The organism is Sphingomonas sp. GW821-FHT12D09, from assembly GCF_058807215.1.
The window spans coordinates 308115-331665 of record NZ_JBXAQL010000003.1 but is presented as its reverse complement, the minus strand read 5'-3'; the positions used below and the strand labels follow the sequence as shown (position 1 = coordinate 331665).

General features: G+C 67.9%; 28 protein-coding genes. 20 read left to right on the top strand and 8 right to left on the bottom strand.

Features of this window, described 5'->3' with window-relative positions; translation table 11 throughout:
• Positions 1 to 4: 4 nt before the first annotated feature.
• From AC1RPL_RS15245 to AC1RPL_RS15230, 4 genes are read left to right on the top strand one after another with little or no spacing between them, the layout of a single operon-like run.
• A complete protein-coding gene (locus tag AC1RPL_RS15245; protein ID WP_493070301.1) occupies positions 5 to 1294 on the top strand; it encodes a dihydrolipoamide acetyltransferase family protein in 1290 nt (429 codons plus the stop codon).
• On the top strand, positions 1294 to 1767 hold the full coding sequence (locus tag AC1RPL_RS15240) for a GNAT family N-acetyltransferase (RefSeq protein ID WP_493070300.1): 474 nt from the start codon (positions 1294 to 1296) through the stop codon (positions 1765 to 1767). Before AC1RPL_RS15245 ends, AC1RPL_RS15240 begins: the two co-directional genes overlap by 1 nt.
• Positions 1768 to 1790: 23 nt before the next feature.
• Entirely contained in the window at positions 1791 to 2615 is an 825-nt protein-coding gene (locus AC1RPL_RS15235; protein ID WP_493070298.1) for a PP2C family serine/threonine-protein phosphatase, read from the top strand.
• A gap of 2 nt (positions 2616 to 2617) precedes the next feature.
• Positions 2618 to 2917 (top strand): YciI-like protein, encoded by a 300-nt coding sequence (locus AC1RPL_RS15230; RefSeq protein WP_493070296.1) that lies wholly within the window; start codon positions 2618 to 2620, stop codon positions 2915 to 2917.
• 204 nt (positions 2918 to 3121) lie between these two features.
• On the opposite strand, the gene AC1RPL_RS15225 is transcribed toward AC1RPL_RS15230, so the two are convergent.
• Positions 3122 to 4060, bottom strand: coding sequence for a hypothetical protein (locus AC1RPL_RS15225; protein WP_493070293.1), 939 nt, complete (start codon positions 4058 to 4060; stop codon positions 3122 to 3124).
• Positions 4061 to 4175: 115 nt separating this feature from the next.
• On the opposite strand from AC1RPL_RS15225, the gene rarD reads away from it, so the two are divergent.
• From rarD to AC1RPL_RS15200, 5 genes are all read left to right on the top strand, one after another.
• Positions 4176 to 5096 (top strand): EamA family transporter RarD, encoded by a 921-nt coding sequence (gene rarD / locus AC1RPL_RS15220; RefSeq protein ID WP_493070291.1) that lies wholly within the window; start codon positions 4176 to 4178, stop codon positions 5094 to 5096.
• Between the two features lie 237 nt (positions 5097 to 5333).
• On the top strand, positions 5334 to 5666 hold the full coding sequence (locus tag AC1RPL_RS15215) for an ArsR/SmtB family transcription factor (protein WP_493070289.1): 333 nt from the start codon (positions 5334 to 5336) through the stop codon (positions 5664 to 5666).
• Positions 5663 to 6058: a VOC family protein gene (locus AC1RPL_RS15210; RefSeq protein ID WP_493070287.1), complete on the top strand. Its 396-nt coding sequence runs from the start codon at positions 5663 to 5665 to the stop codon at positions 6056 to 6058. Before AC1RPL_RS15215 ends, AC1RPL_RS15210 begins: the two co-directional genes overlap by 4 nt.
• Positions 6055 to 6501 (top strand): SRPBCC family protein, encoded by a 447-nt coding sequence (locus AC1RPL_RS15205; RefSeq protein WP_493070285.1) that lies wholly within the window; start codon positions 6055 to 6057, stop codon positions 6499 to 6501. Before AC1RPL_RS15210 ends, AC1RPL_RS15205 begins: the two co-directional genes overlap by 4 nt.
• Positions 6494 to 7033 carry an SRPBCC family protein gene (locus AC1RPL_RS15200; protein WP_493070283.1) on the top strand — a complete coding sequence of 180 codons (540 nt, stop codon included), beginning with the start codon at positions 6494 to 6496 and terminating at the stop codon, positions 7031 to 7033. The genes AC1RPL_RS15205 and AC1RPL_RS15200 overlap by 8 nt, the downstream gene beginning before the upstream one ends.
• A gap of 149 nt (positions 7034 to 7182) precedes the next feature.
• Here AC1RPL_RS15200 and AC1RPL_RS15195 read toward each other — a convergent pair whose 3' ends face one another.
• Positions 7183 to 8376, bottom strand: a complete 1194-nt coding sequence (locus AC1RPL_RS15195) for an acetyl-CoA C-acyltransferase (RefSeq protein WP_493070281.1) — start codon at positions 8374 to 8376, stop codon at positions 7183 to 7185.
• A 74-nt stretch (positions 8377 to 8450) separates the two neighbouring features.
• Between AC1RPL_RS15195 and AC1RPL_RS15190 the strand changes: the two genes are divergently transcribed.
• The gene (locus AC1RPL_RS15190; RefSeq protein WP_493070279.1) at positions 8451 to 8819 is read left to right on the top strand and encodes a DUF427 domain-containing protein; all 369 of its coding nucleotides are present in this window, start codon (positions 8451 to 8453) and stop codon (positions 8817 to 8819) included.
• On the opposite strand, the gene AC1RPL_RS15185 is transcribed toward AC1RPL_RS15190, so the two are convergent.
• Genes AC1RPL_RS15185 through AC1RPL_RS15165 form a run of 5 tightly spaced genes read right to left on the bottom strand, consistent with a single transcriptional unit; the run spans position 8809 to position 12263 of the window.
• Positions 8809 to 9597 (bottom strand): crotonase/enoyl-CoA hydratase family protein, encoded by a 789-nt coding sequence (locus tag AC1RPL_RS15185; protein WP_493070277.1) that lies wholly within the window; start codon positions 9595 to 9597, stop codon positions 8809 to 8811. The genes AC1RPL_RS15190 and AC1RPL_RS15185 overlap by 11 nt on opposite strands.
• A 39-nt stretch (positions 9598 to 9636) precedes the next feature.
• Positions 9637 to 10236 carry a response regulator transcription factor gene (locus AC1RPL_RS15180; protein WP_493070275.1) on the bottom strand — a complete coding sequence of 200 codons (600 nt, stop codon included), beginning with the start codon at positions 10234 to 10236 and terminating at the stop codon, positions 9637 to 9639.
• A gap of 49 nt (positions 10237 to 10285) precedes the next feature.
• Positions 10286 to 11164, bottom strand: coding sequence for a transposase (locus AC1RPL_RS15175; protein ID WP_493070273.1), 879 nt, complete (start codon positions 11162 to 11164; stop codon positions 10286 to 10288).
• Positions 11152 to 12105, bottom strand: a complete 954-nt coding sequence (locus AC1RPL_RS15170) for a hypothetical protein (RefSeq protein ID WP_493070272.1) — start codon at positions 12103 to 12105, stop codon at positions 11152 to 11154. The genes AC1RPL_RS15175 and AC1RPL_RS15170 overlap by 13 nt, the downstream gene beginning before the upstream one ends.
• Positions 12102 to 12263 (bottom strand): hypothetical protein, encoded by a 162-nt coding sequence (locus AC1RPL_RS15165; protein ID WP_493070270.1) that lies wholly within the window; start codon positions 12261 to 12263, stop codon positions 12102 to 12104. Before AC1RPL_RS15165 ends, AC1RPL_RS15170 begins: the two co-directional genes overlap by 4 nt.
• Positions 12264 to 12389: 126 nt before the next feature.
• On the opposite strand from AC1RPL_RS15165, the gene AC1RPL_RS15160 reads away from it, so the two are divergent.
• Both AC1RPL_RS15160 and AC1RPL_RS15155 read left to right on the top strand, forming a co-directional pair.
• On the top strand, positions 12390 to 12830 hold the full coding sequence (locus tag AC1RPL_RS15160) for a PaaI family thioesterase (RefSeq protein WP_493070268.1): 441 nt from the start codon (positions 12390 to 12392) through the stop codon (positions 12828 to 12830).
• The gene (locus AC1RPL_RS15155; RefSeq protein ID WP_493070266.1) at positions 12827 to 13204 is read left to right on the top strand and encodes a PaaI family thioesterase; all 378 of its coding nucleotides are present in this window, start codon (positions 12827 to 12829) and stop codon (positions 13202 to 13204) included. Before AC1RPL_RS15160 ends, AC1RPL_RS15155 begins: the two co-directional genes overlap by 4 nt.
• Positions 13205 to 13208: 4 nt before the next feature.
• Here the strand turns inward: AC1RPL_RS15155 and AC1RPL_RS15150 are convergent, their stop codons facing one another.
• The gene (locus AC1RPL_RS15150; RefSeq protein WP_493070264.1) at positions 13209 to 14432 is read right to left on the bottom strand and encodes a PQQ-dependent sugar dehydrogenase; all 1224 of its coding nucleotides are present in this window, start codon (positions 14430 to 14432) and stop codon (positions 13209 to 13211) included.
• 222 nt (positions 14433 to 14654) lie between these two features.
• Between AC1RPL_RS15150 and AC1RPL_RS15145 the strand changes: the two genes are divergently transcribed.
• The 8 genes from AC1RPL_RS15145 (at position 14655) to rbfA (ending at position 23549) form a co-directional block, all read left to right on the top strand.
• A complete protein-coding gene (locus AC1RPL_RS15145; RefSeq protein WP_493070262.1) occupies positions 14655 to 16526 on the top strand; it encodes a S9 family peptidase in 1872 nt (623 codons plus the stop codon).
• Positions 16527 to 16701: 175 nt separating this feature from the next.
• Positions 16702 to 17250 carry a ribosome maturation protein RimP gene (gene rimP, locus AC1RPL_RS15140; protein ID WP_493070260.1) on the top strand — a complete coding sequence of 183 codons (549 nt, stop codon included), beginning with the start codon at positions 16702 to 16704 and terminating at the stop codon, positions 17248 to 17250.
• Positions 17250 to 18902, top strand: coding sequence for a transcription termination factor NusA (gene nusA / locus AC1RPL_RS15135; RefSeq protein WP_493070258.1), 1653 nt, complete (start codon positions 17250 to 17252; stop codon positions 18900 to 18902). Before rimP ends, nusA begins: the two co-directional genes overlap by 1 nt.
• The gene (locus tag AC1RPL_RS15130; RefSeq protein ID WP_280277717.1) at positions 18902 to 19129 is read left to right on the top strand and encodes a tautomerase family protein; all 228 of its coding nucleotides are present in this window, start codon (positions 18902 to 18904) and stop codon (positions 19127 to 19129) included. The genes nusA and AC1RPL_RS15130 overlap by 1 nt, the downstream gene beginning before the upstream one ends.
• Positions 19110 to 19874: a DUF448 domain-containing protein gene (locus tag AC1RPL_RS15125; RefSeq protein ID WP_493070255.1), complete on the top strand. Its 765-nt coding sequence runs from the start codon at positions 19110 to 19112 to the stop codon at positions 19872 to 19874. Before AC1RPL_RS15130 ends, AC1RPL_RS15125 begins: the two co-directional genes overlap by 20 nt.
• Before the next feature lie 8 nt (positions 19875 to 19882).
• A complete protein-coding gene (infB, locus tag AC1RPL_RS15120) occupies positions 19883 to 22615 on the top strand; it encodes a translation initiation factor IF-2 (RefSeq protein WP_493070253.1) in 2733 nt (910 codons plus the stop codon).
• Between the two features lie 104 nt (positions 22616 to 22719).
• Positions 22720 to 23148, top strand: coding sequence for a PaaI family thioesterase (locus AC1RPL_RS15115; RefSeq protein ID WP_493070251.1), 429 nt, complete (start codon positions 22720 to 22722; stop codon positions 23146 to 23148).
• Complete coding sequence (gene rbfA / locus AC1RPL_RS15110; RefSeq protein ID WP_493070250.1) at positions 23145 to 23549, top strand: 30S ribosome-binding factor RbfA; 405 nt, start codon at positions 23145 to 23147, stop codon at positions 23547 to 23549. The genes AC1RPL_RS15115 and rbfA overlap by 4 nt, the downstream gene beginning before the upstream one ends.
• Positions 23550 to 23551: the final 2 nt, after the last annotated feature.

The following is a 23551-nucleotide window of genomic DNA, read 5'->3' as shown; positions in this document are numbered from 1 at the left end:
CGCGATGGCTCGTTTCACCTTCCGCCTCCCCGATATCGGCGAAGGCATTGCCGAGGCCGAGATCGTCGCCTGGCACGTCAAGCTCGGCGACAAGGTGTCGGAGGACCAGCAGGTCGCCGACATGATGACCGACAAGGCCACGGTCGAGATGGAATCGCCGGTCACCGGCATCGTCGTCGAGCTGGCCGGCGAAGTCGGCGACCAGGTCGCGATCGGCTCGGCGCTGATGGTGATCGAAGTCGAGGGCGAGGAAACCGAGACCCCGGTCGAGGAGCAGGTCGAGGCCGAAAATCCAGGCGTCGAGGAAGTGGTCGAACCCGCCTCCAGCGCTCCACTCCCCGCAGGGGAGGGGTCGGGGGAGGGCAGTGCCTCCAGCGACACCGCCTCGATTCCGGCCCCTCCCCCGACCCCTCCCGCAAGCGGAAGGGGAGAAGAGAAAATCCTCGCGTCGCCCGCAGTCCGCGCCCGCGCCAAGGATCTCGGCCTCGACCTCGCCCAGGTGAAGTCCGACGGCAACCATATCCGCCACGCCGACCTCGACGCGTACCTCCGCTACGGCTCGGCACAGGGCTATCACGCCCCGCACGCCAGCCGCGCCCGCGAGGACGAGCCCATCAAGGTCATCGGCATGCGCCGCCGCATCGCCGAGAACATGGCCGCCTCCAAGCGTCAGATCCCGCACTTCACTTATGTCGACGAGATCGACGTGACCGCGCTCGAAGCGATGCGCGGCGACCTCAACGACAATCGCGGGAACCGCCCCAAGCTGACCATGCTCCCCTTCCTGATCGTCGCGATCTGCCGGGCGTTGCCTGATTTCCCGATGATCAACGCCCGCTATGACGACGAGGCCGGCGTGGTCACCCGCCACGGCCGCGTCCATCTCGGCATGGCGGCGCAGACGGACGCTGGACTCATGGTCCCGGTGATCCGCGACGCGCAGGACAGGAATGTCTGGCAGCTCGCCGCCGAGATCACCCGCCTCGCCGAGGCCGCGCGCACCGGCAAGGCGAAGAGCGAGGAGCTGTCCGGCTCCACCCTCACCGTCACGTCGCTCGGGCCGCTCGGCGGCATCGCCACCACGCCGGTCATCAACCGCCCCGAAGTGGCGATCATCGGCCCCAACAAGATCATCGAGCGCCCGGTGTTCCAGGGCGACGAGATCGTCCGCGCCAAGCTGATGAACCTGTCGATCAGCTGCGACCACCGCGTCGTCGATGGCTGGGATGCGGCGAGCTTCGTCCAGGCGGTCAGGAAGCTGCTCGAGACCCCCGTGCTGCTGTTCGCCGACTGATGCGCTGGCGGGCGATGACTTCGGGCGATCTCGACGGCGTCGTCGCGGTCGCCCGCATCGCCTTCCCGGACCATCCCGAGGGCCGCGCCTGCTTCGCCGAGCGGCTGGCGCTCGCGCCCGGCACCTGCTTCGTGCTGGCCGACGACCACCACATCGCCGGCTACCTCATCGCCTATCCCTGGCCGCTGGAGGCGATCCCGCCGCTCGACACGCTGCTGGGCTCGCTGCCCGACAGCCGCGACAGCTGGTATCTCCACGACCTTGCCCTGCTCCCCGAAGCGCGCGGCGGCGGCAATGCCCGCGCGGGCCTCGCGCAGCTGTTCGAACAGGTGATGGCCCCGATCGCGCTCGTCTCGGTCAACGACTCCGCCGGTTTCTGGCAGGCCCAGGGCTTCGAACCGCAGGACAGCCCCGCGCTGAAGGCCAAGCTTTCCAGTTATGGCCCGGATGCACGTTACATGGTGCGGGCGTAACAAAGCCGGGCTAGACCCGGGCCATGCACTTCGATCTCCTCCAGTCGATCAGCCTCGCCGGCGATATCTCCGTTCCCAATGACGACCGCGCAGGCAGCGCCCGGCAACACGCCTGGGTGATCGACGGCGCAACCGATCTCGGCCCGCCCGGGCTGGTCGGCGCCCAGGGCGGTGCGGCCTGGCTCGCCAGTATCGCGCAAGCCGCCTTCACCGCGTCCGCTGCCGAGACGATCGGCACGCTCTATGCCGGCGTCGCCGCGCAGATCCTCGCCGCCTGGGAACGCGACCGCACGCGCGATCCCGAGGATCGCTGGGAATATCCGCTCGCCTCCGCGCTCGCGGTCCGCATCGACAAGGAAGGCCTGGAGACCGGCTGGCTCGGCGATTGCGTCGCCTTCCTCTGGTCCGCCGGCACCGTCACCCGGCTCGGCCCGGAGAAGGAAATCCGCAATTCCGAAGCCGAGCGCGCCGCCAGCATGGCCGGGCATGGCCTGGGCAAGCCCAAGCGCTCCGCCCCGATCCTCGCCAATCTCCGCTCGACCCGCGGCCGCCCCGGCATGCGCGTGCTCAGCGTCGATCCCGACCATATGGCAGTGGTCGACAGCGCCCGCATCGCCTGCGCGCCCGGCGACGAGATCCTGCTGATGAGCGACGGCTATGGCGCGCTGATCGACAGCTATGGTGCCTATGACGACACGTCCCTGTTCGAGGCGGTCCGCGCCCGCGGCCTCGCCGCCGTCGCCGGGGAGCTGCGCGACATCGAGCACGCGGACGAGGCCTGCACTCGCTTCGCGCGCTTCAAGATATCGGACGACGCCACTGCGCTATACCTGCGCATCGGAGGCTGAGGATGCACTGGATCCTGCGCTACACCACCACGCCCGACTATCTCGAGCGCCGCGCCGGCTTTCGCGAGGCGCATCTGAAGCTCGCCTGGACCAGCGTGGAGAGCGGCGATCTCCTGTTGGGCGGCGCGGTGGGCGATCCGCCGGCAAGCGCGCTGCTGCTGTTCGCCAACGAAGCCGCCGCCCGCGCCTTTGCCGAAGCCGATCCCTATGTCGCGAACGGCCTGGTCGCGCGTTGGGACGTGCAGCCCTGGAACACCGTGGTCGGGGAGGCGGCGGCGAACCCGGTGCGGCCCGCCGCTTAGTACTCGGACTCAATATCTCCATCGTCATCCCCGCGAAGGCGGGGATCCAGAATCACAAGCAAAGCACGTGCGGCGCGTTTGGTCGGCTCCGGCGAGCGCACGTGCGATTGAATCGCTCGTATCGCGCTACCCTCGACCCCCGCCTTCGCGGGAATGACGGAAGGTATTTCAACGCTTGCTGCCCTCAACGCAAGCTCACGCCCCTCACTCCTTGGTGTAGATCGAGCGGCTCAGCGTATCGCGCACCTGCTCGCGGCCGGCCAGGATCCGCGCGCGCACCGCGCGGTCGATCGCGTCGCTTTCGCCGGCCAGCGCCCGCCTTTTCTCGCCGCTCGCCCGGAACGCCGCCTGGTCGGCACCGCTGCGGAAGCCGAAATAGGCATTGGCGTTGAACCAGGTCTTGCGCGCGAGCAGCGTGCAGAGCTCGCCGGTCGCGTCGAGCAATGCCTGCTGGTTTGCCAGCGTCGGATCGCTCTTCGCATCGCCGACGATCTGGTTGATGCCCTGCTTCGCCGCCACCGGCAGGCTGGCGCTGCCGATCGCCCGCGCCAGCGCCGCACGCCGCGCGAGCCGCTTGGCACTCTGCGCCACGGCGAGCGCGCGGACATTGTCGAGCGCGGCGCAATCCTGGATCGGCTTGGGATTCTGCTCGAGCAGATACGGGCTGTTGAGCGCCGGCGCGCCGAACTTGCCCAGCGCGTCGTTGAAGGCGTGCTTGTCCGCCGCCTCGGCCTGCACCGCCTCGGCATAGAGCGCGGAGACCGGCCCGCGCCCGGTGATGCCGCTGGGCAGGATCACCGAGCCGTCCGACGCCAGGTCGATCTCGGCAAAGCTGCTCGCATCGGCGCGCGAGCGCGTCTGGAACTGGCCGTGCGCAACCATCGCGGCGCCCGCCCCGGCGCCGATCAGCAGCACCAGCGAGCCGAGCTTCCAGGGCAGGCCGGCGTGCCGCGTCGTGATCAGGAAGCCGATCAGCCACAGCACCAGTCCCGCCGCGGCACCGCCGATCAGCAGCGCGGGCAGCGGCAGCGGCCCGGAGATATGCGGCCCGATCAGCGCGGCCAGCACCAGCACGGCCCCACCGGCCAGCGTCGCGATCAGCGGATGGCCGTACGGACCTTCCTCTTCCCAATGTTCGGACATGATTCCCCCTCTTGTCGGTGGCAAACCTAGCGAGGAAGCGTTTCCGTGCAATCGCTTTGCTGCGCCAAAGTGGGGCTTGCTTGCTTGTCGCGCAGGGGCCGCGCAAGGAGCGGCCATGACCAGCAGCACCGTGACCGCCGACGCCACCGGGCGTGCCTCCGAGCGCCGGGGACTCGCGCTCGCCATCGGCGCCTATGGCATCTGGGGTGTCCTGCCGATCTATTTCCATGTGCTGGCGCAGGTGCCGGCGCTGCAGATCCTCGCCCACCGCGTGGTCTGGTCGGTGCTGTTCCTCGGCGTGCTGGTCTTCGCGCTCGGCCGGGCGGGGAGCATCTGGCGCGCGGCGCGGGGACGTACGCTGCTGCTGCTCTGCGCCAGCGCCGGGCTGATCGCGATCAACTGGTATGTCTATATCTGGTCGGTCGAGACCGGCCATGTGCTCGAGGCGAGCCTGGGTTATTTCATCAACCCGCTGGTCAATGTCGCGCTCGGCATGCTCGTGCTCGGCGAGCGGCTGCGGCGCTGGCAGGGCGTGGCGATCGGCGTTGCCGGCGCGGGCGTGCTGGTGATGGCGGTCAGCGGCGGCGGGGCGATCCTGATCTCGCTGTCGCTGGCGTTCAGCTTCGGGCTCTACGGACTGGTCCGCAAGGTGGTGGCGATCGATTCGCTGGGCGGCCTGACGGTGGAGACCTTGCTGCTGGTGCCGCTCGCCACGGGCTGGCTGCTCTACACCGCTAGCCAGGGGGCCAGCGGCTTCGGCGTCTCCGCCGGGCAGAATGCGCTGCTGCTCGCCGCCGGGGTTATCACCGCCACGCCGCTGCTGATGTTCGCCGCCGCCGCCCGGCTGCTGCCGCTGTCGATGATGGGGCTGCTCCAATATATCGCGCCGACGATCCAGTTCTTCGTCGCATTGTCGCTGGGCGAGCCGCTTCGCCCCATCCATCTGGTCACTTTCCCCCTGATCTGGGCCGGCTGCGCGCTCTATGCCTGGGACAGCCTGCGCGCCGCCCGCGCGCCCCGGCCTGTAACCGAATAGGTTCGAATTCTGCTTTTAAAATGGGATTCCGCGTGCTGGGGTCGGTCCATGGCCGATCTCGAATCCCCGCAACCCGAAGCCCGCGCAGCCGCGGAAGCCGCACGAGATGCGTGGTTCGAGCGCATGCGTGGACTATCAAGGGATTCAAGATTTCCCGAGACGGAACCGCAGAAATCTCCCGAAAATTATTCAACCAATCGGTTGACTATTCCTGCCGCCGCGGGAATATTAAACCACATGGTTGAATATCGACTCGACGCCACCTTCCACGCCCTCGCCGATCCCACGCGGCGCGGCATGCTCGCCCATCTGGCACAGGGAGAGAAATCGATCGGCGATCTCGCCGAGCCTTTCTCGATGACTTTCGCCGGCGCTGCCAAGCACCTCAAGGTGCTCGAGGGCGCGGGGCTGGTCGCCCGCCGCAAGGTGGGACGCAGCTATATGTGCGCCTTGAAGCCCACCCCGCTGGCCGAGGCCGAGCAATGGCTCAAGCAGTGGGAGAGGTTCTGGACGATGCGCCTCGACGCGCTCGAAGCGCTCATCGCCGCCGACCAGGAGAAGAAGCCGTGACCAGCGCCACCCCCTTCCTGATGTTCCAGCACGGCAAGGGCCAGGCCGCGCTCGATTTCTATGTCGAGACCGTGCCCGGCAGCCGCATCGAGAAGCTGGAGCGGTTCGGTGCCGAGGGGCCGGGCCCCGAAGGCACGATCCTGCGCGCTTATGCCGTGATCGCCGGGCAGAAGGTGATGGTCCATGACAGCTTCGTGCGGCACGGCTTCGATTTCACGCCGAGCTGGTCCTTCTTCCTTGATGTCGCGGATCAGGCCGAGTTTGACCGGCTGTTCGAGGCACTGTCGGCCGACGGCGCCGTGCTGATGCCGCCCGGCGATTATGGCTGGAGCAGCCGCTTCGGCTGGTGCTCGGACAGGTTCGGCATCTCCTGGCAGGTCAATCTGGCATGAGCGCGCCGGTGGTCCTCACCGTCCGCCGGGACTTCGCCGCGGGCCCCGAACGCGTGTTCGATGCCTGGCTCGATCCGAAGGACGCATGCCGCTTCCTCTTCGCCACGCCGGGTGGCGAGATGCTCACCTGCGAGATCGACCCACGTGTCGGCGGGCGCGGGCTGATCGTCGAGCGGCGCGCCTCTGGCGATGCCCGGCACCGCATCCGGTTCGAGGAAATCGACCGCCCGCACCGCCTCGTCTTCCTCTTCTCCGCCGATCCGGCGGAGGAAGGCGAATGGACGCGCGTCACACTCGACATCGCGGCAACGCCGGCCGGCTGCACGCTCACCCTCACCCATGCAATGGACCCCGCCTGGGCCGCTTACGAGGACCAGACCCGCAAGGGCTGGACGACCATCCTCGAAAGCCTGGGCCGCATCACGGAGAAGCACGATGGTTGATACGCTTGCTGCCGATACGATCACCCCGCAGATGCTCCGCTTCGAGCGCGACCTCGCCGCGCCGATCGAGACCGTCTGGCAATATCTGGTCGATCCGGAACTGCGCGCGCGCTGGTTCATGGGCGGGCCGACCGAGCCGTGCGTGGGCGGCAAGCTCGGCATGACCTTCGCCCACCAGAACCTGTCCGACGGCGATGTGCCCAATCCGGAGCGCTATGCGAAGAACCAGGGCAAGAGTTGGTCGGAGGAGATCACCCGGATCGAGCCGCCGCATTTCCTCGGCTTCACCTGGGACAATGGCGATGCCGGCGAAGTGAGCATCGAGCTGTTCGCCTTCTCGCCCACCCGCACCCGGCTGGTGCTGACGCATAGCCGCCTGCGCGGTGCTGCGGACGCCCGCAACTTCGGCGGCGGCTGGGGCGCGCATCTCGAAGTGCTGCAGAAGCGCCTGGCCGGCGAGCCGGTGGCGAATTTCTGGGACCTGCACGCCGCCGCCGAAAAGCGCGCGGCGGAAGCGGTGGGATTGGCCTGAGCGCAGGCGCCGAAGCTCCCAACCGTCACCCCGGCCTTGTGCCGGGGTCCACCAGGAGGCGAGCCTTGGACAAGAGGCTCAGGGTCAGCGGGCGCCGCACCATGGACCCCGGCACAAGGCCGGGGTGACGAGGAAGGGAGGGGGCGTTGTCACACAATCTCGAACAACCCCGCCGCGCCCATGCCTCCGGCCGTGCACATCGAGACGACGACATAGCGCACCCCGCGCTTGCGTCCCTCGATCAGGGCATGGCCGACCAGCCGCGATCCGCTCATCCCGAACGGGTGGCCGATGGCGATGGCGCCGCCATTGACGTTGAGCTTGTCGGGATCGATGCCCAGCGTGTCGCGGCAATAGAGGCACTGGCTGGCAAAGGCCTCGTTGATTTCCCAAAGGCCGATATCCTCTACCCGGAGCCCGGCGCGCTTGAGCAGCTTGGGCACGGCAAAGATCGGGCCGATGCCCATCTCTTCGGGCTCGCAGCCGGCGACCTGGAAGCCGCGATAGATGCCGAGGATCTGCTTGCCCTCGGCCTGTGCCGTCTTGCGGTCCATCAGGATCTGCGCGGCGGCGCCGTCGGAAAGCTGGCTGGCATTGCCGGCGGTGACGTGCTGGCCTTGCTGGACGAACTGGCCGTCCTTCCACACGGCCTTGAGCCCGGCGAGCGTTTCGGCGGTGGTGCCGGCGCGGATGCCTTCGTCCTGGGTGACGGTGACGGTCTCGCTGCCGATGCGGTTGCCTTCCTTGTCGAACAGCGCCTTGGTGACGGTGATCGGCACGATCTCCTCGGCAAAGGCCCCATTCTCCAGCCCCGCCGATGCGCGCTGCTGGCTCCGCGCCGCGAATTCGTCCTGCGCCGCCCGGCTGATGCCATAGCGCTCGGCGACGATCTCGGCGGTCTCGATCATGGGGACATAGGCCGCCGGCACCTTGTCGGTCACCGACTGGTTCACATAGCGCGGCGCGTTCTTCATCGTCAGGCTGATCGACTCCATGCCGCCGGCCAGCGCCACGTCGATCTCGTCGGTCATGATGGAGCGGGCGGCGAGCGCGATGGCGGTCAGCCCCGATCCGCATTTCCGGTCGAGGCTGAAGGCGGGGACGCTATGCGGCAGGCCTGCGGCGAACAGCGCCATCCGCGCCATGTTGCCGCCTTGCGTGCCCCATTGATTTCCCATCCCGTAAAAGACATCGTCGATCCGCGCCGGGTCGATGCCGGCACGTTCCACCGCGGCATTCATCACATGCCCGGCGAGCACCGGCGCCTCGGTGTCGTTGAAATAGCCCCGGCCCGCCTTGCCGATACCGGTACGTGCGGTCGAGACGATTACAGCTTCACGCATTCCGGCATCCTTCTCCATTTTTCGAGGATGCGGTATGGCGCGGTGGCGGCGCGATTGCAATGGCCCGTCGCCGCATGGCAAGCAGGCAGATACTGGTTCCGGGACCCGATCATCCCATCACGATCACACTGTCGGGCGCACATGTCGTAGTCCGCGCCGCCGGCAAGGTGATCGCCGACACAAGCCGCGCGCTGGAGCTGCGCGAGGCGAACTACCCGCCGGTCTTCTATATCCCGCGCGAGGACGCCGACATGACGCTGCTCGAACGGACCGCGCATGCCAGCTATTGCCCGTACAAGGGCGAGGCGTCCTACTATTCGGTGGTCGCCGGCACCGAGAATGCGGTGTGGAGCTATGAGGCGCCGTACGATGCGGTCGCCGAGATCCGCGACCACCTCGCTTTCTATCCGGACCGCGTCGACGAGATCCAGGTCAGTCGCTGAACGCCGGCGGACGCTTCTGCATGTTGGCCATCACCGCCTCGATCTGATTGGGGGTGCGCAGCAGCGCCGCCTGCTCGCGGCTCTCGGCGAGCAGCGTCCCGGCACTATCCCCCTCGAGATTGGCGAGCCGCTTGGCGGCACGGATCGCATGCGGGTTGCGCCCCGCAATCGCCCGGGCAAGCGCCATTGCCTCGGCATGCGTGTCCTCGGCGATGCGCGTGACGAAGCCGAGCGCCTGGGCTTCCGCCGCGTCGAATTCCCGCGCGGTATAGGCGAGTTCGCGCAGCACATCGTCGCGGACATTGCCGCGCCACAGTGCATAGCCGGCCATGTCGGGGACGATGCCCCATTTCATCTCCATCACCGAAAGCCGCGTGCCCGGCGCGGCGATCCGCACATCGGCACCGCTGGCAATCTGCAGCCCACCGCCGAACGCCACGCCGTGGACCGCGGCGATCACCGGCACCGGCAGGGTCCGCCAACCCCAGGCGACCTGCTGGAAATCATTGGCGAAACCGTGGGTGCGCGCAGCGATGTCCAGATCCGATCCGCTGCCCAACCCGCTCTGGGCCATGCTCGCCATGTCGAGGCCTGCGCAAAAGCCGCGCCCCGCGCCCGAAAGCACGACGGCGCGCAGGCCCGCCTCGCCCTCCAGCCGGGCGATCGCATCGATGATCCCGGCGAACATTGCCGGGTCGAGCGCATTCATCTTGTCCGGACGCGCCAGCCGCACGTCCGCGATGCCCTCGCCGATCTGAACCGTGACGCGCGCTTCCATGGCTTCTCTCCTCATGTCCGGTGTCTTGATAGCGCGGGATCACGCCGCGCACAGCCGATAGCCGCGGCCCTTGTCGGTGACGAGCATCGGTTTGCCGAAACCGCGGTCGAGCTTGGCGCGGAGCCGCGAGACATGGACCTCGACGACGTTGGTGCCCGGATCGAAGCCCAGTCCCCAGACGGCGGCGAGCAGTTCGGTACGCCCGGCCGGGCGCTCGCCCTGGCGGATCAGGTGAAGAAGCAGCGCATATTCCCGCGGCAGCAGCGCGATGGCCTGGCCTGCGCGCGTTACGCTGCGCTCCACCGGATCAATGCGAAGCTCGCCGAGCACGATCTCGGGCCGCCGGCGAACGCGGGCGGCAAGGCGGGCGGCGATTTCGTCGGGCGCCGCGGGGCAGAGCATCGCGTCGTCCGCGCCGGCATCGAGCGCCCGTACGACGCTGCCGCCCTCGGGCAGCATGAGCAGCAGCGGCCTGGACCAGCCCTGTGCGCGAATCCGCGCGATGCTTTCGATCCCGCCGGCGAACAGCGCCGCCCCCGCCCGCACGTCCGGCGTGAAGGGGACCAGGCCCAGTCCACGCGCCGCAACCGCTTCGGCAAGGTGTGGAATCTCAAAGGTGCAGGCGACGAGGACAGTCACTGGGCGAAGCGTAGGGGCGATTGCACCGTTCCGGCGGAAACCGTATCCGTTACGGAGACAGTCGTGCCCGCGCATGTCCGGCGACACGGCGATCGGAATCGCCTGCTGCCTGGGCGAACAGCGCAGGTGCCGTGTGGGGCAGGGCAGAGGCGAGCGCATCGAGCGCGGTCATGCGCATCCGGGGGCAGGGGTGATGCCGGGCGAATCGCTCGGCCAGGTCCAGCCCGTTGCCGAGATGCACCGCGATGGCGACCAGCGCCTCGGCGGCGGTCAACGTCAGCCCCTCGGCGATCGTGCCGCGCGCGATATCGAAGCGATATTGGTCGAGCCAGGGTTGGGCCGGATCGGAGCCGAGGATGTTGAGCGAGACCGACATGCTGTCCGGCGGCAACTGAACATGGATGTCGCGGCGCATCCTGTAGAGCATCAGCTTGCCCTGATCGAGCCGTGCCCGCTCGACGAAGCGCAGCTCCACCGCCTCTCCGGGCAGGCCGGCCAGCGCCGCGACGTCATATTCGTAATAGTCGCTCCAATAGCCCGGGCCCAGATAGCCATAGGTGAGGAACGGGAAATTATGGTCGTGCGGCAGGTCGTAGAAGAATGCTGCCGGGCCGCTGGCGCGGGTCACCGGGTCTTGGTGGGCCGGCCAGAAATTGGCGCGCAGCACATAGCGGCCATTGGGCGGGCGAAGCAGGAAGACCTGCGCGCCATAGCCATTGGCGGTGCTTTGCCCGGCGCAGCGCGTCTTGAGCTCCTCGATCGCAAGCTCGGCGAGGAAGTCCGGGTTGCGGCCCAGCCGGGCGAGCAGCGGGCCCCAGCTGGCGAACGCGTCTTCATCGCGGACATCGAGCGGATTGGCTTCCAGCGCCTCGACGAGCTCGTCCACGCCGATCGCCGCCCCTGGTCCGGGATCGATCAGGCGGGGCATCCGGCCTCCAGTCGCGGCCGCACCACCGCCAGCATGCGCAGTGCGGCGTCGCGCACTTCCGCATGCGGATCACGCGCCGCCATTGCCTCGAGCCGGGGCAGGGCGCTGCGGGCATCGAGTGCCAGCCATTCGCGCATCGCGGCCCAGCGCAAGTGGAAGGCCGAATCGCGCGTCGCTTCCTCGAACCGGCCGCCCGCATCGGCGCGGCCGGCGAGGCGGAGAAAGGCGAGCAGCATCTCGGTGCGCGAAGCACCGTCGTCGCCGCTGCCGACACGGAGCAGCCGCCCGTCGGCGATCGCATGCTCGCGCATCAGCGGCGCGGCGCCCGCGCGGATTGTGGCGACCAAGGTGACGACATCGCTCTGCGCGCCGACGAGCAGCTGTGCCTCGCGACGTCCGTCGATCGCGTGGACGTCACCATCGGTGAGGGCGCGTGCATCGTCCTCCCGGCAATTCGGCGCGGTTTCGGAGCGGAAGGCGGGCCCGGCGGGATCGGTGTGCCAGCGCCGCAGCGTGGCGCCGCCTGCGCGGACGTATCGCGTCACTGCCAGCCGGCCCGAAAAGGCGATGGTCATGGGCGCGGGCAATCGCCGCATCGCCGCCGCGCTGGTGCGGCAGGCGGTGATCGAGGCGGCGGGGCATTCGAACAGCACCGCTCCGATCCGGGTCGCATCGCGGTTCACCTTGAGCGGCGGCTCGAACAGTGGACTGGCGGCGAGTGCATCCGCCAGCGGCTCGATCAGCGCACCGGCCCAGTCGCCATTGCCGAGCAGTTCCGTCGCCCGGGCCATCGCGGCCCTCGGGTCGCCAGCGGGGCAATCCGCGAAGACCGCCTCGAGTGTCCGGAACGCGGCACCGCCACGCCAAGCCAGGACAGTATCACGCGCCGTCACCTGCGCCGCGAGGATCGCCGCGCGCGTCGCGCCATCCACGCCGTTCATGCGAAGTCGGGCGCGATCTCGTAGATCAGGATGGCGATGCCGACGACCAGTTCGAACAGATCGTCTCCATCGACGAATGCGGTGCGCAGCGCACCATAGGTCGTGACGCTGGTGCCCAGCTCGACGATCTCGCCCAGATTGATTCCGATCAGTCCCATGCTGCCCCCTAATGCAAAGGCGTTTCGATGCCGGAAGGCTAGGCCGGGTGTGTCGGGTGGCGCATGTTACAACGATGTAATTGCCGCCATTTGCGTGCTTTCCGCCAGCGCGCTAGGGCCGCGTGGATGAGCGAAACCGCCCCTTCCGGCTTCGATGTCCGGCGCTTCTTCTCGCTGCGCTATGCCAGCCATGGCAGCAGGCTGGGCGTCGGCTACCGCGCACATGGCCCCGATTGGGCCGAACTCGAGCTACCGTATCGCGAGGACATGATCGGCGATCCGGCCTCGGGCGTGCTCGCCTCGGGGCCGATCCTGGCGCTGATGGACATGGCGACGGCCACTTCGGTGTGGCTGCGTGCCGGCGCCTTCGTGCCCCAGGCGACGCTGGACCTGCGCATCGATTATCTGCGCCCCGCCACGCCGGGCCGCACGGTGATCGGCCGCGGCGAATGCTATCGGCTGACGCGCTCGATCGCGTTCGTGCGCGGCCAGGCGCATGACGGCGATCCGGACGATCCGCTCGCCCATGTCGCGGGCACCTTCATGGCGACCGAGGGCTATCGATGATCCTGCCCCCCTATGGCGAACTGCTCGGCCTGACCGTCGAGCCGGGCGAGGAGGCGCCGGTGCTGGTGATGCCGTTCGGCGAGGATGTGCTGGGGCGCCCAGGCTTCCTCCACGGCGGCGCGATCGGTGGGCTGCTCGAGATGGCCGCGGTGGGCGCGCTGTGGCAGGCGCTCGGCGGCGAAGAGGCGCAGGTCAAGCCCATCAACATCACCGTGGATTACATGCGGGGCGGCCGCGACAAGCCGACGCGGGCGCGCGGGTCGGTCACCCGGCTCGGCACGCGCGTCGCCAATGTCGAGGCGATCGCCTGGCAGGACGAGCCCGACCGACCGATCGCCGCTGCGCGGATCAACTATCTGATCGTGCGGGCGTAGCTGCTCACTTCGGGGTGAGCTTGAACAGCCGCCCGTTGCTCTTGCCGGCATCCTCGAGCAGCCACACCGCGCCGTCCGGCCCCTGGACCACGTCGCGGATGCGCATGCCCAGGTTCCACTGCTCGGCCTTGCTCGCCTTGTCGCCGTTCAGCGCCACGCGGATCAGCCCGCGCCCCGAAAGCGCGCCGATCAGCAGCGAGCCCTTCCAGGCCGGGAACAGACTGCCCGAATAATAGATCATCCCGCCCGGCGAGATCGACGGGTTCCAATAGACCGAGGGTGCCTGGAAGCCGTCGCCCGGCGCATGATCGGGGATCGGCGTGCCGTCGTAATTGTCGCCGTTCGAGACATTGGGCCACCCATAGTTCCTGCCCTTGGCGATCAGGTTGACCTCGTCGCCGCCCTTGGGGCCCATCTCGTTCTCCCACAGCCGCCCGCCGACATCGAACACCAGGCCATAGGGATTGCGATGGCCAAGGCTCCAGGTCTCGGCGGGGACGAGGTTGGTGCCCTCGACCTTCTGGGTGCGGCTCTCGGCAGTCTTGGCGAGCTCGGTATTCTTGGGCGGATCGGTGACCGTCACCGTGGCCGTGCCGGTCTTGCCTGCCCAGGGATTGCCGGGCGCCGGCTTGCCGTCGAGGGTCAGGTGCAGGATCTTGCCCAGCGCCTGGTTGGGATCCTGAGCCGGAGTGAAGCGCTGGCGCTCGCCCGAGGTGAGGAACAGCGACTTGCCGTCGGGCGCAAAGGCGATGATCGCGCCGAACTGGCCGCCCTTGCCGTCCGATCCGGCACGCCACAGCACCTGCGGATTGGCCAGCGCCGGCGCGGCGCCATCGACGAAGGTGGCGCGGGCCATGGCCAGGCTCGATCCTTCGGGACGCGGCTCGGCATAGGTGTAATAGACCAGGTGGCTCTTCGCGAAATCGGGCGCGGGGATCACATCGAGCAGGCCGCCCTGACCCTGGAACACCACATCCACATCGGCGATGGTTCGCTGCGTCTTGCCGTTGGCCGAGACAAGCAGGATCTTGCCCGCCTTCTCCGTCACCAGCATGCGTCCATCGGGCAGGAAGGCCATTGCCCAAGGCGTGTCGAAATCGGCGACCTGGGTGAGAGTGAAGGGCGTGTCGCCGCTCGCACCCGCGGTCTGCTGTGCGGAAACGTCCGTGCCATTGCACGCGGCGAGCAGTGCGAGCGCGGGCAGCGCCATGCGGAAATGCGATCGCATCGGAATCCTCTCTTTCCAAGTTCGTGGCGAAACGCGCGGAGCGTGCCGCGGCTCCGTCGTTCGCCGCCGATCCTGCGTCGGGCAAGCCTGCTTGCCAAGCAGGCAGGTTACGGTGCCTCTCGAATCATAACGGCCCCGTTTCAATAAGTTGCGCGAATCTACGGTATTGCGCAACTTTCGATCTCGAAGCATCCTCGCCAGGGAATCGGGTGGGGACTTGGATTGACGTATCTTCACTGGGCAGGCGCTGCGGCGCTGGCGGGCATCCTTGCTTTCTCGGCGCCGGTTCGGGCGGATCCCGACCACGCGCCGCCAACTGCCGCCGAGCTGCTCGCCGCACCGGCGATCGAGGAGCCCCAGCTTTCGCCCAACGGTGCCAGCATCGCGGCGCGGATCGGCCTGGAGGGCCGGCTGGCGCTGTTCGATCCGCTACACCCCGACCTTGCCCCGCGCACCGTCGCGCTGCCGCCCGGTGAGCGGCTGGACTGGTATCTCTGGCTCGCCCCGGGCCGCCTGCTGGCGAGCCTGACGCACGCGGCCAGCGCGCGGCTCGTCGAGATCACGCCGGCCGATGGCCGTGTCAGCCAGTTAGGACACGCCGGCTTGGCGGGGGAGCTGGTCCATGTCGACCGCAAGGCCGGCTTCCTGCTCCTAAAGGCGCACGACCATCACCACGACACGCCGGCGATCTGGCGCATCGACCTTGCCACCGGCGTCTCTACCCAGGTCGTCGCCGCACAGCCGCATGTCCGTGACTGGGTGGTCGATGGCGCCGGTGTGGTCCGTGCCGGCATGGGCGAGAAGAACGACAAGTCCTGGTTGGTCTATCGCCGCGGCGAAGGCGACCGGTTCAGCAAGGCCAGCAACGGCGCCACCGGCACCGATCCCGACGCGCTACAGTTCGCACCCGTCCAGGGCAGCGACCATGGCTATGCGCTGGCCGAGGCGCCGTCGGGCCGGATCGCGCTCTATGGCTATGACTTCCGCAAAGGCCGGCTCGGTGCGCTGGTCTATGAGAACGGCAAGGCCGATCTCGACGGGTTCGAGCTGGGGCCGGACGGCAAGCCGGCGGGCGTCGCCTATACCGACGACCGCGACCGGATGCTGTGGTTCGATCCCGCGATGCGCGCGCGTCAGGCGGCGATCGACTCGGCGCTACCCGGCCGCACCAACCGGGTGATCTCGACGAGCGACGATCGCGGCCGGATGCTGGTCTACAGCGCCACGGCGAGCGATCCCGGCGCCTATTATCTGTTCGAGAACGGCCGTGCACGCCGATTCGCCGCGATCAATCCGGCGCTGGACGGCAAGCCGCTCTCCGCCGTGACGACGATCAGCTATGCCGCGCGCGACGGTCTGCGAATCGACGGCTATCTGACGCTGCCGGCGGGGCGGGCGGCCCAGGACCTGCCGCTGATCGTGATGCCGCATGGCGGGCCGTTCGCGCGGGACGGCTGGGACTATGATCCCTGGGTCCAGTATCTCGCGGGCAAGGGCTATGCCGTGCTCCAGCCCAATTATCGCGGATCGACCGGTTTCGGCCGCGCCATGATCGCGCGTGGGGACGGCGAATGGGGCCGCGGCATGCAGGACGATGTCGACGACGGCGTCGCCTGGCTGGCCAGGCGCGGCACGATCGACTCGAAGCGCGTCTGCATCATGGGTGCCTCTTACGGGGGCTATGCCGCGATGTGGGCGGCGGCGCGCGACAAGCACCTCTATCGCTGCGCGATCAGCTATGCCGGCATCTCCGACGTCCGCGCCCAGCTCGATTTCGACCACGAGACCTTCGACGAGCGCGCCTTCCGCGCCTGGCGCCAGCGCATCCAGGGCACGGCCGCCTCGCTCGAATCGATCTCGCCGGTCACCTATGCCGCCGGGATGACCATGCCGATCCTGATCGCGCACGGCACCGCCGACCAGACCGTGCCGGCCGACCAGTCCGAGCGGCTGCACGATGCGCTTATGCGGGCAGGCAAGGCGCACGAGTTCGTCGAGTATCGGGGCGAAGACCACACGATGCGCGATCCGGCCAACGAAGCGGACTTCCTGGCGCGGGTGGGCCGATTCCTCGACGCGCATAACCCGAGCTGATCGCGGGCGGGCCCGGCACGAGCTAGCCTACACCACGCCCGAATCCGTTTGCACTTGCCGGGCCGACCCCTAGTGCGTATATCGCACGTGCTTTCTCGACATCGTCACACATGCCGAGGTCGGGGCCCGCAGGGCTCCGGCGCTGAAGCTGCTTGACCATATCCGGAGTGCCTGCGTGGCGAATATCGCTGACATCACCAAGCTGATCGAACCCGAAGCCCAGGCGCTCGGGCTCGCGCTGGTGCGCGTCAAGATGTTCGGCGGCACCAGCGATCCGACGCTGCAGGTGATGGCCGAGCGCCCCGACACCCGCCAGCTGACGATCGACGATTGCGCCGATCTGTCGCGCCGCATCTCGGACGTGTTCGATGCGCTGGAAGAGGCGGGCAAGGATCCATTCGACCATGCCTATCGACTCGAGGTCAGCTCGCCCGGCATCGACCGGCCGCTGACTCGCGCCCAGGACTATGAGGACTGGAAGACGCACGAGGCGCGGCTCAACCTGGTCGAGCCGCTCGAGGACGGGCGCAAGCAATTGACCGGCGACCTTATCGGCGCCGAAGGTGACATGATTTCGATCGATGTCCGCAAGTACAAGGTGGTCAGCGTTCCGTTCGGCGCCATCGCCGACGCCAAGCTGCTGATGACCGACAGGCTCATTGCCGCAACCGCGCCGCTCTCCACCGAGGGCGCAGACGAATACGAAGCAGAGGAAAACGACTGATGGCCACTGCCATTTCCGCGAACAAGGCCGAGCTGATCGCCATCGCCGATTCGGTCGCGAAGGAAAAGCTGATCGACAAGGCCATCGTCATCGAGGCGATGGAAGACGCGATCCAGCGTGCCGCGAAGAATCGCTATGGCATCGAGAACGACATCCGCGCGAAGCTCGACCCCAATTCGGGCGACCTGCGCCTGTGGCGCGTCGTCGAAGTGGTCGAGGCGGTCGACGATTATTTCAAGCAGGTCGACGTCAACCAGGCACAGAAGCTCCAGAAGGGCGCGGCCATCGGTGACTTCATCGTCGATCCGCTGCCCCCGATCGAGTTCGGCCGCATCCAGGCCCAGGCTTCGAAGCAGATCATCTTCCAGAAGGTCCGCGACGCAGAGCGCGAGCGCCAGTTCGAAGAGTTCAAGGATCGCCAGAACGAGATCATCACCGGCGTGGTGAAGCGCGTCGAGTTCGGCCACGTCGTGGTCGATCTGGGCCGCGCCGAGGGCGTGATCCGCCGCGACCAGCAGATCCCGCGCGAAGTCGTCCGCGTCGGCGATCGCGTCCGCTCGATCATCCTCAACGTCCGCCGCGAGAATCGCGGGCCGCAGATCTTCCTGAGCCGCGCGCACCCCGAGTTCATGAAGAAGCTGTTCGCGCAGGAAGTGCCCGAGATCTACGACGGCATCATCGAGATCAAGGCCGCTGCCCGCGATCCGGGCTCGCGCGCCAAGATCGGCGTCATCTCGCATGATTCGTCGATCGACCCGGTCGGCGCCTGCGTCGGCATGAAGGGCAGCCGCGTCCAGGCCGTCGTGCAGGAAATGCAGGGCGAGAAGATCGACATCATCCCGTGGTCGCCCGACACCGCGACCTTCGTCGTCAACGCACTGCAGCCGGCCAATGTCAGCCGCGTCGTGATCGACGAGGAAGAGGACCGCATCGAAGTCGTCGTTCCCGACGATCAGCTGAGCCTCGCCATCGGCCGCCGCGGCCAGAATGTTCGCCTCGCCTCGCAGCTCACTGCCAAGGCGATCGACATCCTGACCGAGACCGACGCCAGCGAGAAGCGCCAGGCCGAGTTCGTCGCGAACAGCGAGACCTTCCAGAACGAGCTCGACGTCGACGAGACGCTGGCCCAGCTGCTGGTCGCCGAAGGCTTCTCGAGCCTCGAAGAAGTCGCCTATGTCGAGCTCGATGAGATCGCCGGGATCGAAGGTTTCGATGAGGAGCTCGGCCAGGAGCTGCAGAGCCGTGCGCAGGAAGCGCTCGATCGCCGCGAGGAAGCCAATCGCCAGCTGCGCCGCGACTTGGGAGTCGAGGACGATCTGGCGACCATGCCGTACATGACCGAAGCGATGTTGGTCACGCTCGGCAAGGCGGGCATCAAGACGCTCGACGACCTGGCCGATCTCGCCACCGACGAGCTGGTCCAGAAGAAGCGCCAGGAACCGCGCCGACGCAACGAGGACGCGCCGAAGCGCGCAGAGGACAAGGGCGGCATTCTCGCCGAATACGGGCTCAGCGACGAGCAGGGCAACGAGATCATCATGGCTGCCCGCGCGCATTGGTTCGAGGACGAGCCGGCTGCCGCCGGCCCTGAGGGGGCCATCGACGAGGACGCCCCGGCCCCGGCCGAGACCTCGGAGGAGAGCGAGGCCTGATGCCCTTTATCGACATCCGTCTGGCCGGCCCGGCCACCCGCGAGCAGAAGGCTGGCATCGTCGCCGATGTCACGGCCTCGATGGTCGCGCGCCTGGGCAAGCCGGCGGGTGCCGTGCAGGTCAACATCACCGAGCTGAGCCTCGAGAATTACGGCGCGGGGGGCCAGCTGATCGCTGACCGCAACGCGCCTGTGCAGGGAGACGCACATGCGGAACCCTCACAATGATACCGCACGGCTAAAGGCCAGGCCTGCCACCCTTTCCGCGGCGCGGGAGGGGAGCGATCCCGTCCGCACCTGCATCCTGTCGCGCGAGGAATCCCCGCGCGATGGCCTTGTTCGACTCGCGCTTTCACCCGATGGCGATGTGCTGCCCGATGTCCGCGCCAAGGCGCCGGGCCGCGGGGCGTGGATCGGCGTGACGCGCGCCGAGCTGGAAGCGAGCGGCAAGAAATTGAAGGGCGTGCTTTCCCGCGCCTTCAAGACGACCGACCTGCGCATCCCCGAGGATCTCGGCGCGCGGATCGCCGAGCAATTGCAGCGCAACCTGCTCGACCGACTCGGCCTGGAGTTCAAGGCCGGCAACATCGCGATCGGCGGGGACCGTATCCAGGAAGCCGCGCGCAGTGGCCGACTCCACCTGCTGCTCCATGCGAGCGACGCGAGCCAAGATGGTGCGCGCAAGCTGGCCCAGGCCTGGCGCGTGGGCAGCGATCGCGAAGGCAGCGGGCTCAAGGGCTTAACATTGCCACTATCGCGCACCATATTGTCCTTGGCGCTCGGCCGCGAAAATGTGGTACATGCGGGCCTGACCGACGCCAAAGCGGCCGCCCGGACGAGCGAAGCACTCGATCGGTGGCTGCACTTTATCGGACCCGATTCCACCTCCCGCCCTTGCGAAACCGCTTCGCAAGGCGCATCGGCGCTTCCGTCGGAAGCGTCCGTAGACGAACGACAGACTGAAGGACTTTAGGCAGCCGCATGAGCGACACCGATAACGAAAAGCCGAAACTGGGCATGCGCGCGCCGCTGGGGCTGAAGCGCACTGTCGAGACGGGCAAGGTGAAGCAGAGCTTCAGCCATGGCCGCTCGAACACCGTGGTGGTGGAAGTAAAGCGCCGCCGGGTCCTTGGTCCGCACGGCACTCCGCAGGAAGAGGCGCAGGCTGCCGAGCCCGTCGCCGCGCCCGCACCGGCGCCCGCCGCTGCCCCTGCTCCCGCTCCGGTCCCGCGCCCTCCGGTCTCGAACGAGACTGCGCAGGAGCGCCAGGCCCGCATGCTGCGCGAGGCTGAAGACCAGCGCATGCAGGCGAACGAGGAAGCGCGCCGCCGCGAGGAGCGCGCCCGTGCCGAGGCGATCGAAGCCGAAGCGCGCCGCGTGGAGGAGAAGGCGCGTGCCGAGGCGCAAGCCGCCGAAGCCGCCAAGGCTCCGCCGCCGTCCGAGCCCAAGGCCGAGAAGCCTGCCGAGCCGGCACCTGCTCCCGCCGCGGCTGCTGCGCCGACTCCGGCGCCCGCACCAGCCCCCAAGCCCGCACCGACTCCGGCCCCGCCGCCGGCGCCGGTCGCGTTTGGACTCGATCCGAACCGTCCGGCACCGCGTCTGTTCACGCCGGTGCAGCGTCCCGAAATCCCCAAGCCGCAGCCCAAGCCCGAGCCGCAGCCCGAAGCGGCAGCGCCCTCGGCTTCGCCGGCGCCCGCCGCAGCACGTCCGGCCGGTGGTGCGCCCGCATCGCGTCCCGCCCCCACGGGCGGTGCGCCGGTGCGGCGTGGCCCCGAGCCTGCGCGTCCGCAGCAGCGTGACCGCAAGGGCGACGATCGCCGCCAGTCGGGCAAGCTCACCGTCAATCGCGCCCTGGGCGGCGAAGACGGCGCGCGTGCGCGTTCGCTCGCCGCGCTGAAGCGTGCCCGCGAGAAGGAACATCGCCGCTCCTATGGTAGCGGCTCGGTCCAGCGCGAGAAGCAGGTCCGCGACGTGGTCGTCCCCGAAGCGATCACCGTGCAGGAACTCGCCAATCGTATGGCCGAGAAGGGCAGTGACCTGGTCAAGGCGCTGTTCAAGATGGGCATGCCGGTCACGATCACCCAGACGATCGACCAGGACACTGCCGAGCTGCTGGTCACCGAGTTCGGCCACAACCTCCAGCGCGTCAGCGAGAGCGACGTCGATCTGGTCGAAGCGGATGCCGACGCAGTCGAAACGCTGCAGCCGCGCGCGCCGGTCGTCACGATCATGGGTCACGTCGATCACGGCAAGACGTCTCTGCTCGATGCCCTGCGCGGCACCGATGTGGTGAAGGGCGAGGCCGGCGGCATCACGCAGCATATCGGTGCCTATCAGGTCACGCTGAAGGACAAGTCGAAGATCACCTTCCTCGACACGCCGGGCCATGAGGCGTTCACCCAGATGCGCGCCCGCGGTGCCGACATCACCGACATCGTCGTGCTGGTGGTCGCCGCGAATGATGGGCTGATGCCGCAGACGATCGAAGCGATCAACCACACCAAGGCGGCTGGCGTGCCGATGATCGTGGCGATCAACAAGGTCGACCTCGACAGCGCCAATCCGCAGCGCGTGCGCGAGCGTCTGCTCGAGCATGACGTGCAGGTCGAGGAAATGGGCGGTGAGACGCAGGACGTCGAAGTTTCCGCACTCAAGAAGATCGGCCTGGACGCGCTGATCGAGAAGATCCAGATCCAGGCCGAACTGCTCGACCTCAAGGCCAATCCGGACCGCGAGGCCGAAGGCACGGTGATCGAAGCCAAGCTCGACAAGGGGCGTGGTCCGGTCGCGACTGTCCTGGTGAACCGCGGCACGCTGAAGGTCGGCGACGTGTTCGTCGTCGGCGCCGAGAGCGGCAAGGTCCGCGCGCTGGTCAACGACAAGGGTCAGCAGGTCAAGGAAGCCGGTCCCTCGGTTCCGGTCGAGATCCTCGGTCTCTCCGGCGTGCCGATGGCGGGCGATCCGCTCCAGGTCGTCGAGAACGAGGCACGTGCCCGCGAAGTCGCCGAGTACCGCTCGGGCGTCGCGCTCCAGAAGCGCACGACCAATGCACCGGCCAGCCTCGAGAGCATGTTCTCGGCGCTCAAGGAAAAGCAGGCGATGGAATATCCGCTGGTCGTAAAGGCGGATACCCAGGGTACGGTCGAGGCTATCGTCGCGGCGATCAACAAGATCTCCACCGACGACATCAAGGCGCGCGTGCTCCATGCCGGCGTCGGCGGCATCACTGAGAGCGACGTGTCGCTCGCCGGGGCTGCCGGTGCGCCGATCATCGGCTTCAACGTACGCCCGAACGCCAAGGCGCGCGAGATCGCCGAGCGCAACAAGGTCGCGTTCAAATATTATGACGTGATCTACGACCTGACCGACGAGATCCGCGCCGGCATGGCTGGGCAGCTCGGTCCGGAGGCGTTCGAAACCGTCGTCGGCCGCGCCGAGATCAAGGAAGTCTTCTCCGCGGGCAAGCACGGCAAGGCTGCCGGTCTGCTCGTCACCGAGGGCTCGATCCGCAAGGCGCTCAAGGCGCGTATCACCCGGGACGATGTCATCATCTACCAGGGCGAGATCGCCTCGCTGCGCCGCTTCAAGGACGATGTCCCCGAAGTCCGCGCGGGCCTGGAGTGCGGTGTGACGTTCACGCAGAACTTCACCGACATCAAGGCGGGCGACTATCTCGAAACCTTCGAAGTCGAGATGCGCGAACGCACGCTGTAATCTTGGCCCTCTCTCCTCCGGGGAGAGGGTTGGGAGAGGGGCATGAGAGGGTAGCCGTTGCACTTCCCCTCTCCCCGGCCCTCTCCCCGGAGGGGAGAGGGAGAATGGCCGCATCGATCTTCGACGACTTCCCGGTGCCTTCCTCCGCCCGGCTGATGGGCTGGGAAGTGCTGGCGGTCGATGTCGCGGCGAAGACGATCGAGATCGGCTTCGCCATCGACGATCGGTTCCTCAATCCTGCGGGCACGGTGCAGGGCGGCTTTCTTGGCGCCATGCTCGACGACACGCAGGGCCCGGTGCTGTTCTCCGCGACGCGGGGCGCGGTCTATGCGCCGACGATCGACTTCCATGTCGTGTGCCTGCGCCCCGCAATGCCCGGTCGCTTCACCGGCAAGGCGCGGGTAGTGAGCCTTGGCAAGACGATCGCGGTGACCGAAGCCGAATTGTTCGACGAAGGCGGCCATCTGGTCGCCCGCGGCACCTTCACGGGCCGGGTGATGGAAGGCGCGATCGCGCTCCGAGGAAGAAAATGAAGACCACGACCACCACCGAAGAGCGTTCCGTACGCCTGCTGCGCGTCGGCGAGCAGATGCGCCACGTGCTGAGCGAGATCCTCCAGCGCGGCGACGTGCACGACGACGTGCTCGCCAAGCACATGGTTTCGGTCACCGAGGTGCGCATGTCGCCCGATCTGCGCCACGCCACCGTGTTCGTGAAGCCGCTGCTCGGCAAGGACGAGGCCGTGGTGATCAAGGCGCTGCGTACCAACACCGCCTATCTCCAGCGCGCCGTCGCCACCCGCGTGAAGATGAAATACGCCGCCAAGCTCAAATTCCTCGCGGACGAGAGTTTCGACGAGGGCAGTCATATCGACAAGCTGCTGCGCGATCCCAAGGTGGCGCGGGACCTGGGCAATGAGGACCCGGCAGGCTGATC

Excerpts from the sequence above, each read along its gene's own strand:
- AC1RPL_RS15195 (WP_493070281.1), bottom strand. The coding sequence starts at position 8,376 with ATGCGTGAAGCTGTAATCGTCTCGACCGCACGTACCGGTATCGGCAAG.
- AC1RPL_RS15205 (WP_493070285.1), top strand. The coding sequence starts at position 6,055 with ATGAGCGCGCCGGTGGTCCTCACCGTCCGCCGGGACTTCGCCGCGGGC.
- AC1RPL_RS15155 (WP_493070266.1), top strand. The coding sequence starts at position 12,827 with ATGATCCTGCCCCCCTATGGCGAACTGCTCGGCCTGACCGTCGAGCCG.
- AC1RPL_RS15115 (WP_493070251.1), top strand. The coding sequence starts at position 22,720 with ATGGCCGCATCGATCTTCGACGACTTCCCGGTGCCTTCCTCCGCCCGG.
- rarD (WP_493070291.1), top strand. The coding sequence starts at position 4,176 with ATGACCAGCAGCACCGTGACCGCCGACGCCACCGGGCGTGCCTCCGAG.
- AC1RPL_RS15240 (WP_493070300.1), top strand. The coding sequence starts at position 1,294 with ATGCGCTGGCGGGCGATGACTTCGGGCGATCTCGACGGCGTCGTCGCG.
- AC1RPL_RS15215 (WP_493070289.1), top strand. The coding sequence starts at position 5,334 with ATGGTTGAATATCGACTCGACGCCACCTTCCACGCCCTCGCCGATCCC.
- nusA (WP_493070258.1), top strand. The coding sequence starts at position 17,250 with ATGGCCACTGCCATTTCCGCGAACAAGGCCGAGCTGATCGCCATCGCC.
- AC1RPL_RS15165 (WP_493070270.1), bottom strand. The coding sequence starts at position 12,263 with ATGGGACTGATCGGAATCAATCTGGGCGAGATCGTCGAGCTGGGCACC.
- AC1RPL_RS15160 (WP_493070268.1), top strand. The coding sequence starts at position 12,390 with ATGAGCGAAACCGCCCCTTCCGGCTTCGATGTCCGGCGCTTCTTCTCG.
- infB (WP_493070253.1), top strand. The coding sequence starts at position 19,883 with ATGAGCGACACCGATAACGAAAAGCCGAAACTGGGCATGCGCGCGCCG.
- AC1RPL_RS15225 (WP_493070293.1), bottom strand. The coding sequence starts at position 4,060 with ATGTCCGAACATTGGGAAGAGGAAGGTCCGTACGGCCATCCGCTGATC.
- AC1RPL_RS15190 (WP_493070279.1), top strand. The coding sequence starts at position 8,451 with ATGGCAAGCAGGCAGATACTGGTTCCGGGACCCGATCATCCCATCACG.
- AC1RPL_RS15200 (WP_493070283.1), top strand. The coding sequence starts at position 6,494 with ATGGTTGATACGCTTGCTGCCGATACGATCACCCCGCAGATGCTCCGC.
- AC1RPL_RS15245 (WP_493070301.1), top strand. The coding sequence starts at position 5 with ATGGCTCGTTTCACCTTCCGCCTCCCCGATATCGGCGAAGGCATTGCC.
- AC1RPL_RS15175 (WP_493070273.1), bottom strand. The coding sequence starts at position 11,164 with ATGCCCCGCCTGATCGATCCCGGACCAGGGGCGGCGATCGGCGTGGAC.
- AC1RPL_RS15235 (WP_493070298.1), top strand. The coding sequence starts at position 1,791 with ATGCACTTCGATCTCCTCCAGTCGATCAGCCTCGCCGGCGATATCTCC.
- AC1RPL_RS15185 (WP_493070277.1), bottom strand. The coding sequence starts at position 9,597 with ATGGAAGCGCGCGTCACGGTTCAGATCGGCGAGGGCATCGCGGACGTG.
- AC1RPL_RS15170 (WP_493070272.1), bottom strand. The coding sequence starts at position 12,105 with ATGAACGGCGTGGATGGCGCGACGCGCGCGGCGATCCTCGCGGCGCAG.
- AC1RPL_RS15125 (WP_493070255.1), top strand. The coding sequence starts at position 19,110 with ATGCGGAACCCTCACAATGATACCGCACGGCTAAAGGCCAGGCCTGCC.
- AC1RPL_RS15230 (WP_493070296.1), top strand. The coding sequence starts at position 2,618 with ATGCACTGGATCCTGCGCTACACCACCACGCCCGACTATCTCGAGCGC.
- AC1RPL_RS15130 (WP_280277717.1), top strand. The coding sequence starts at position 18,902 with ATGCCCTTTATCGACATCCGTCTGGCCGGCCCGGCCACCCGCGAGCAG.
- rbfA (WP_493070250.1), top strand. The coding sequence starts at position 23,145 with ATGAAGACCACGACCACCACCGAAGAGCGTTCCGTACGCCTGCTGCGC.
- AC1RPL_RS15150 (WP_493070264.1), bottom strand. The coding sequence starts at position 14,432 with ATGCGATCGCATTTCCGCATGGCGCTGCCCGCGCTCGCACTGCTCGCC.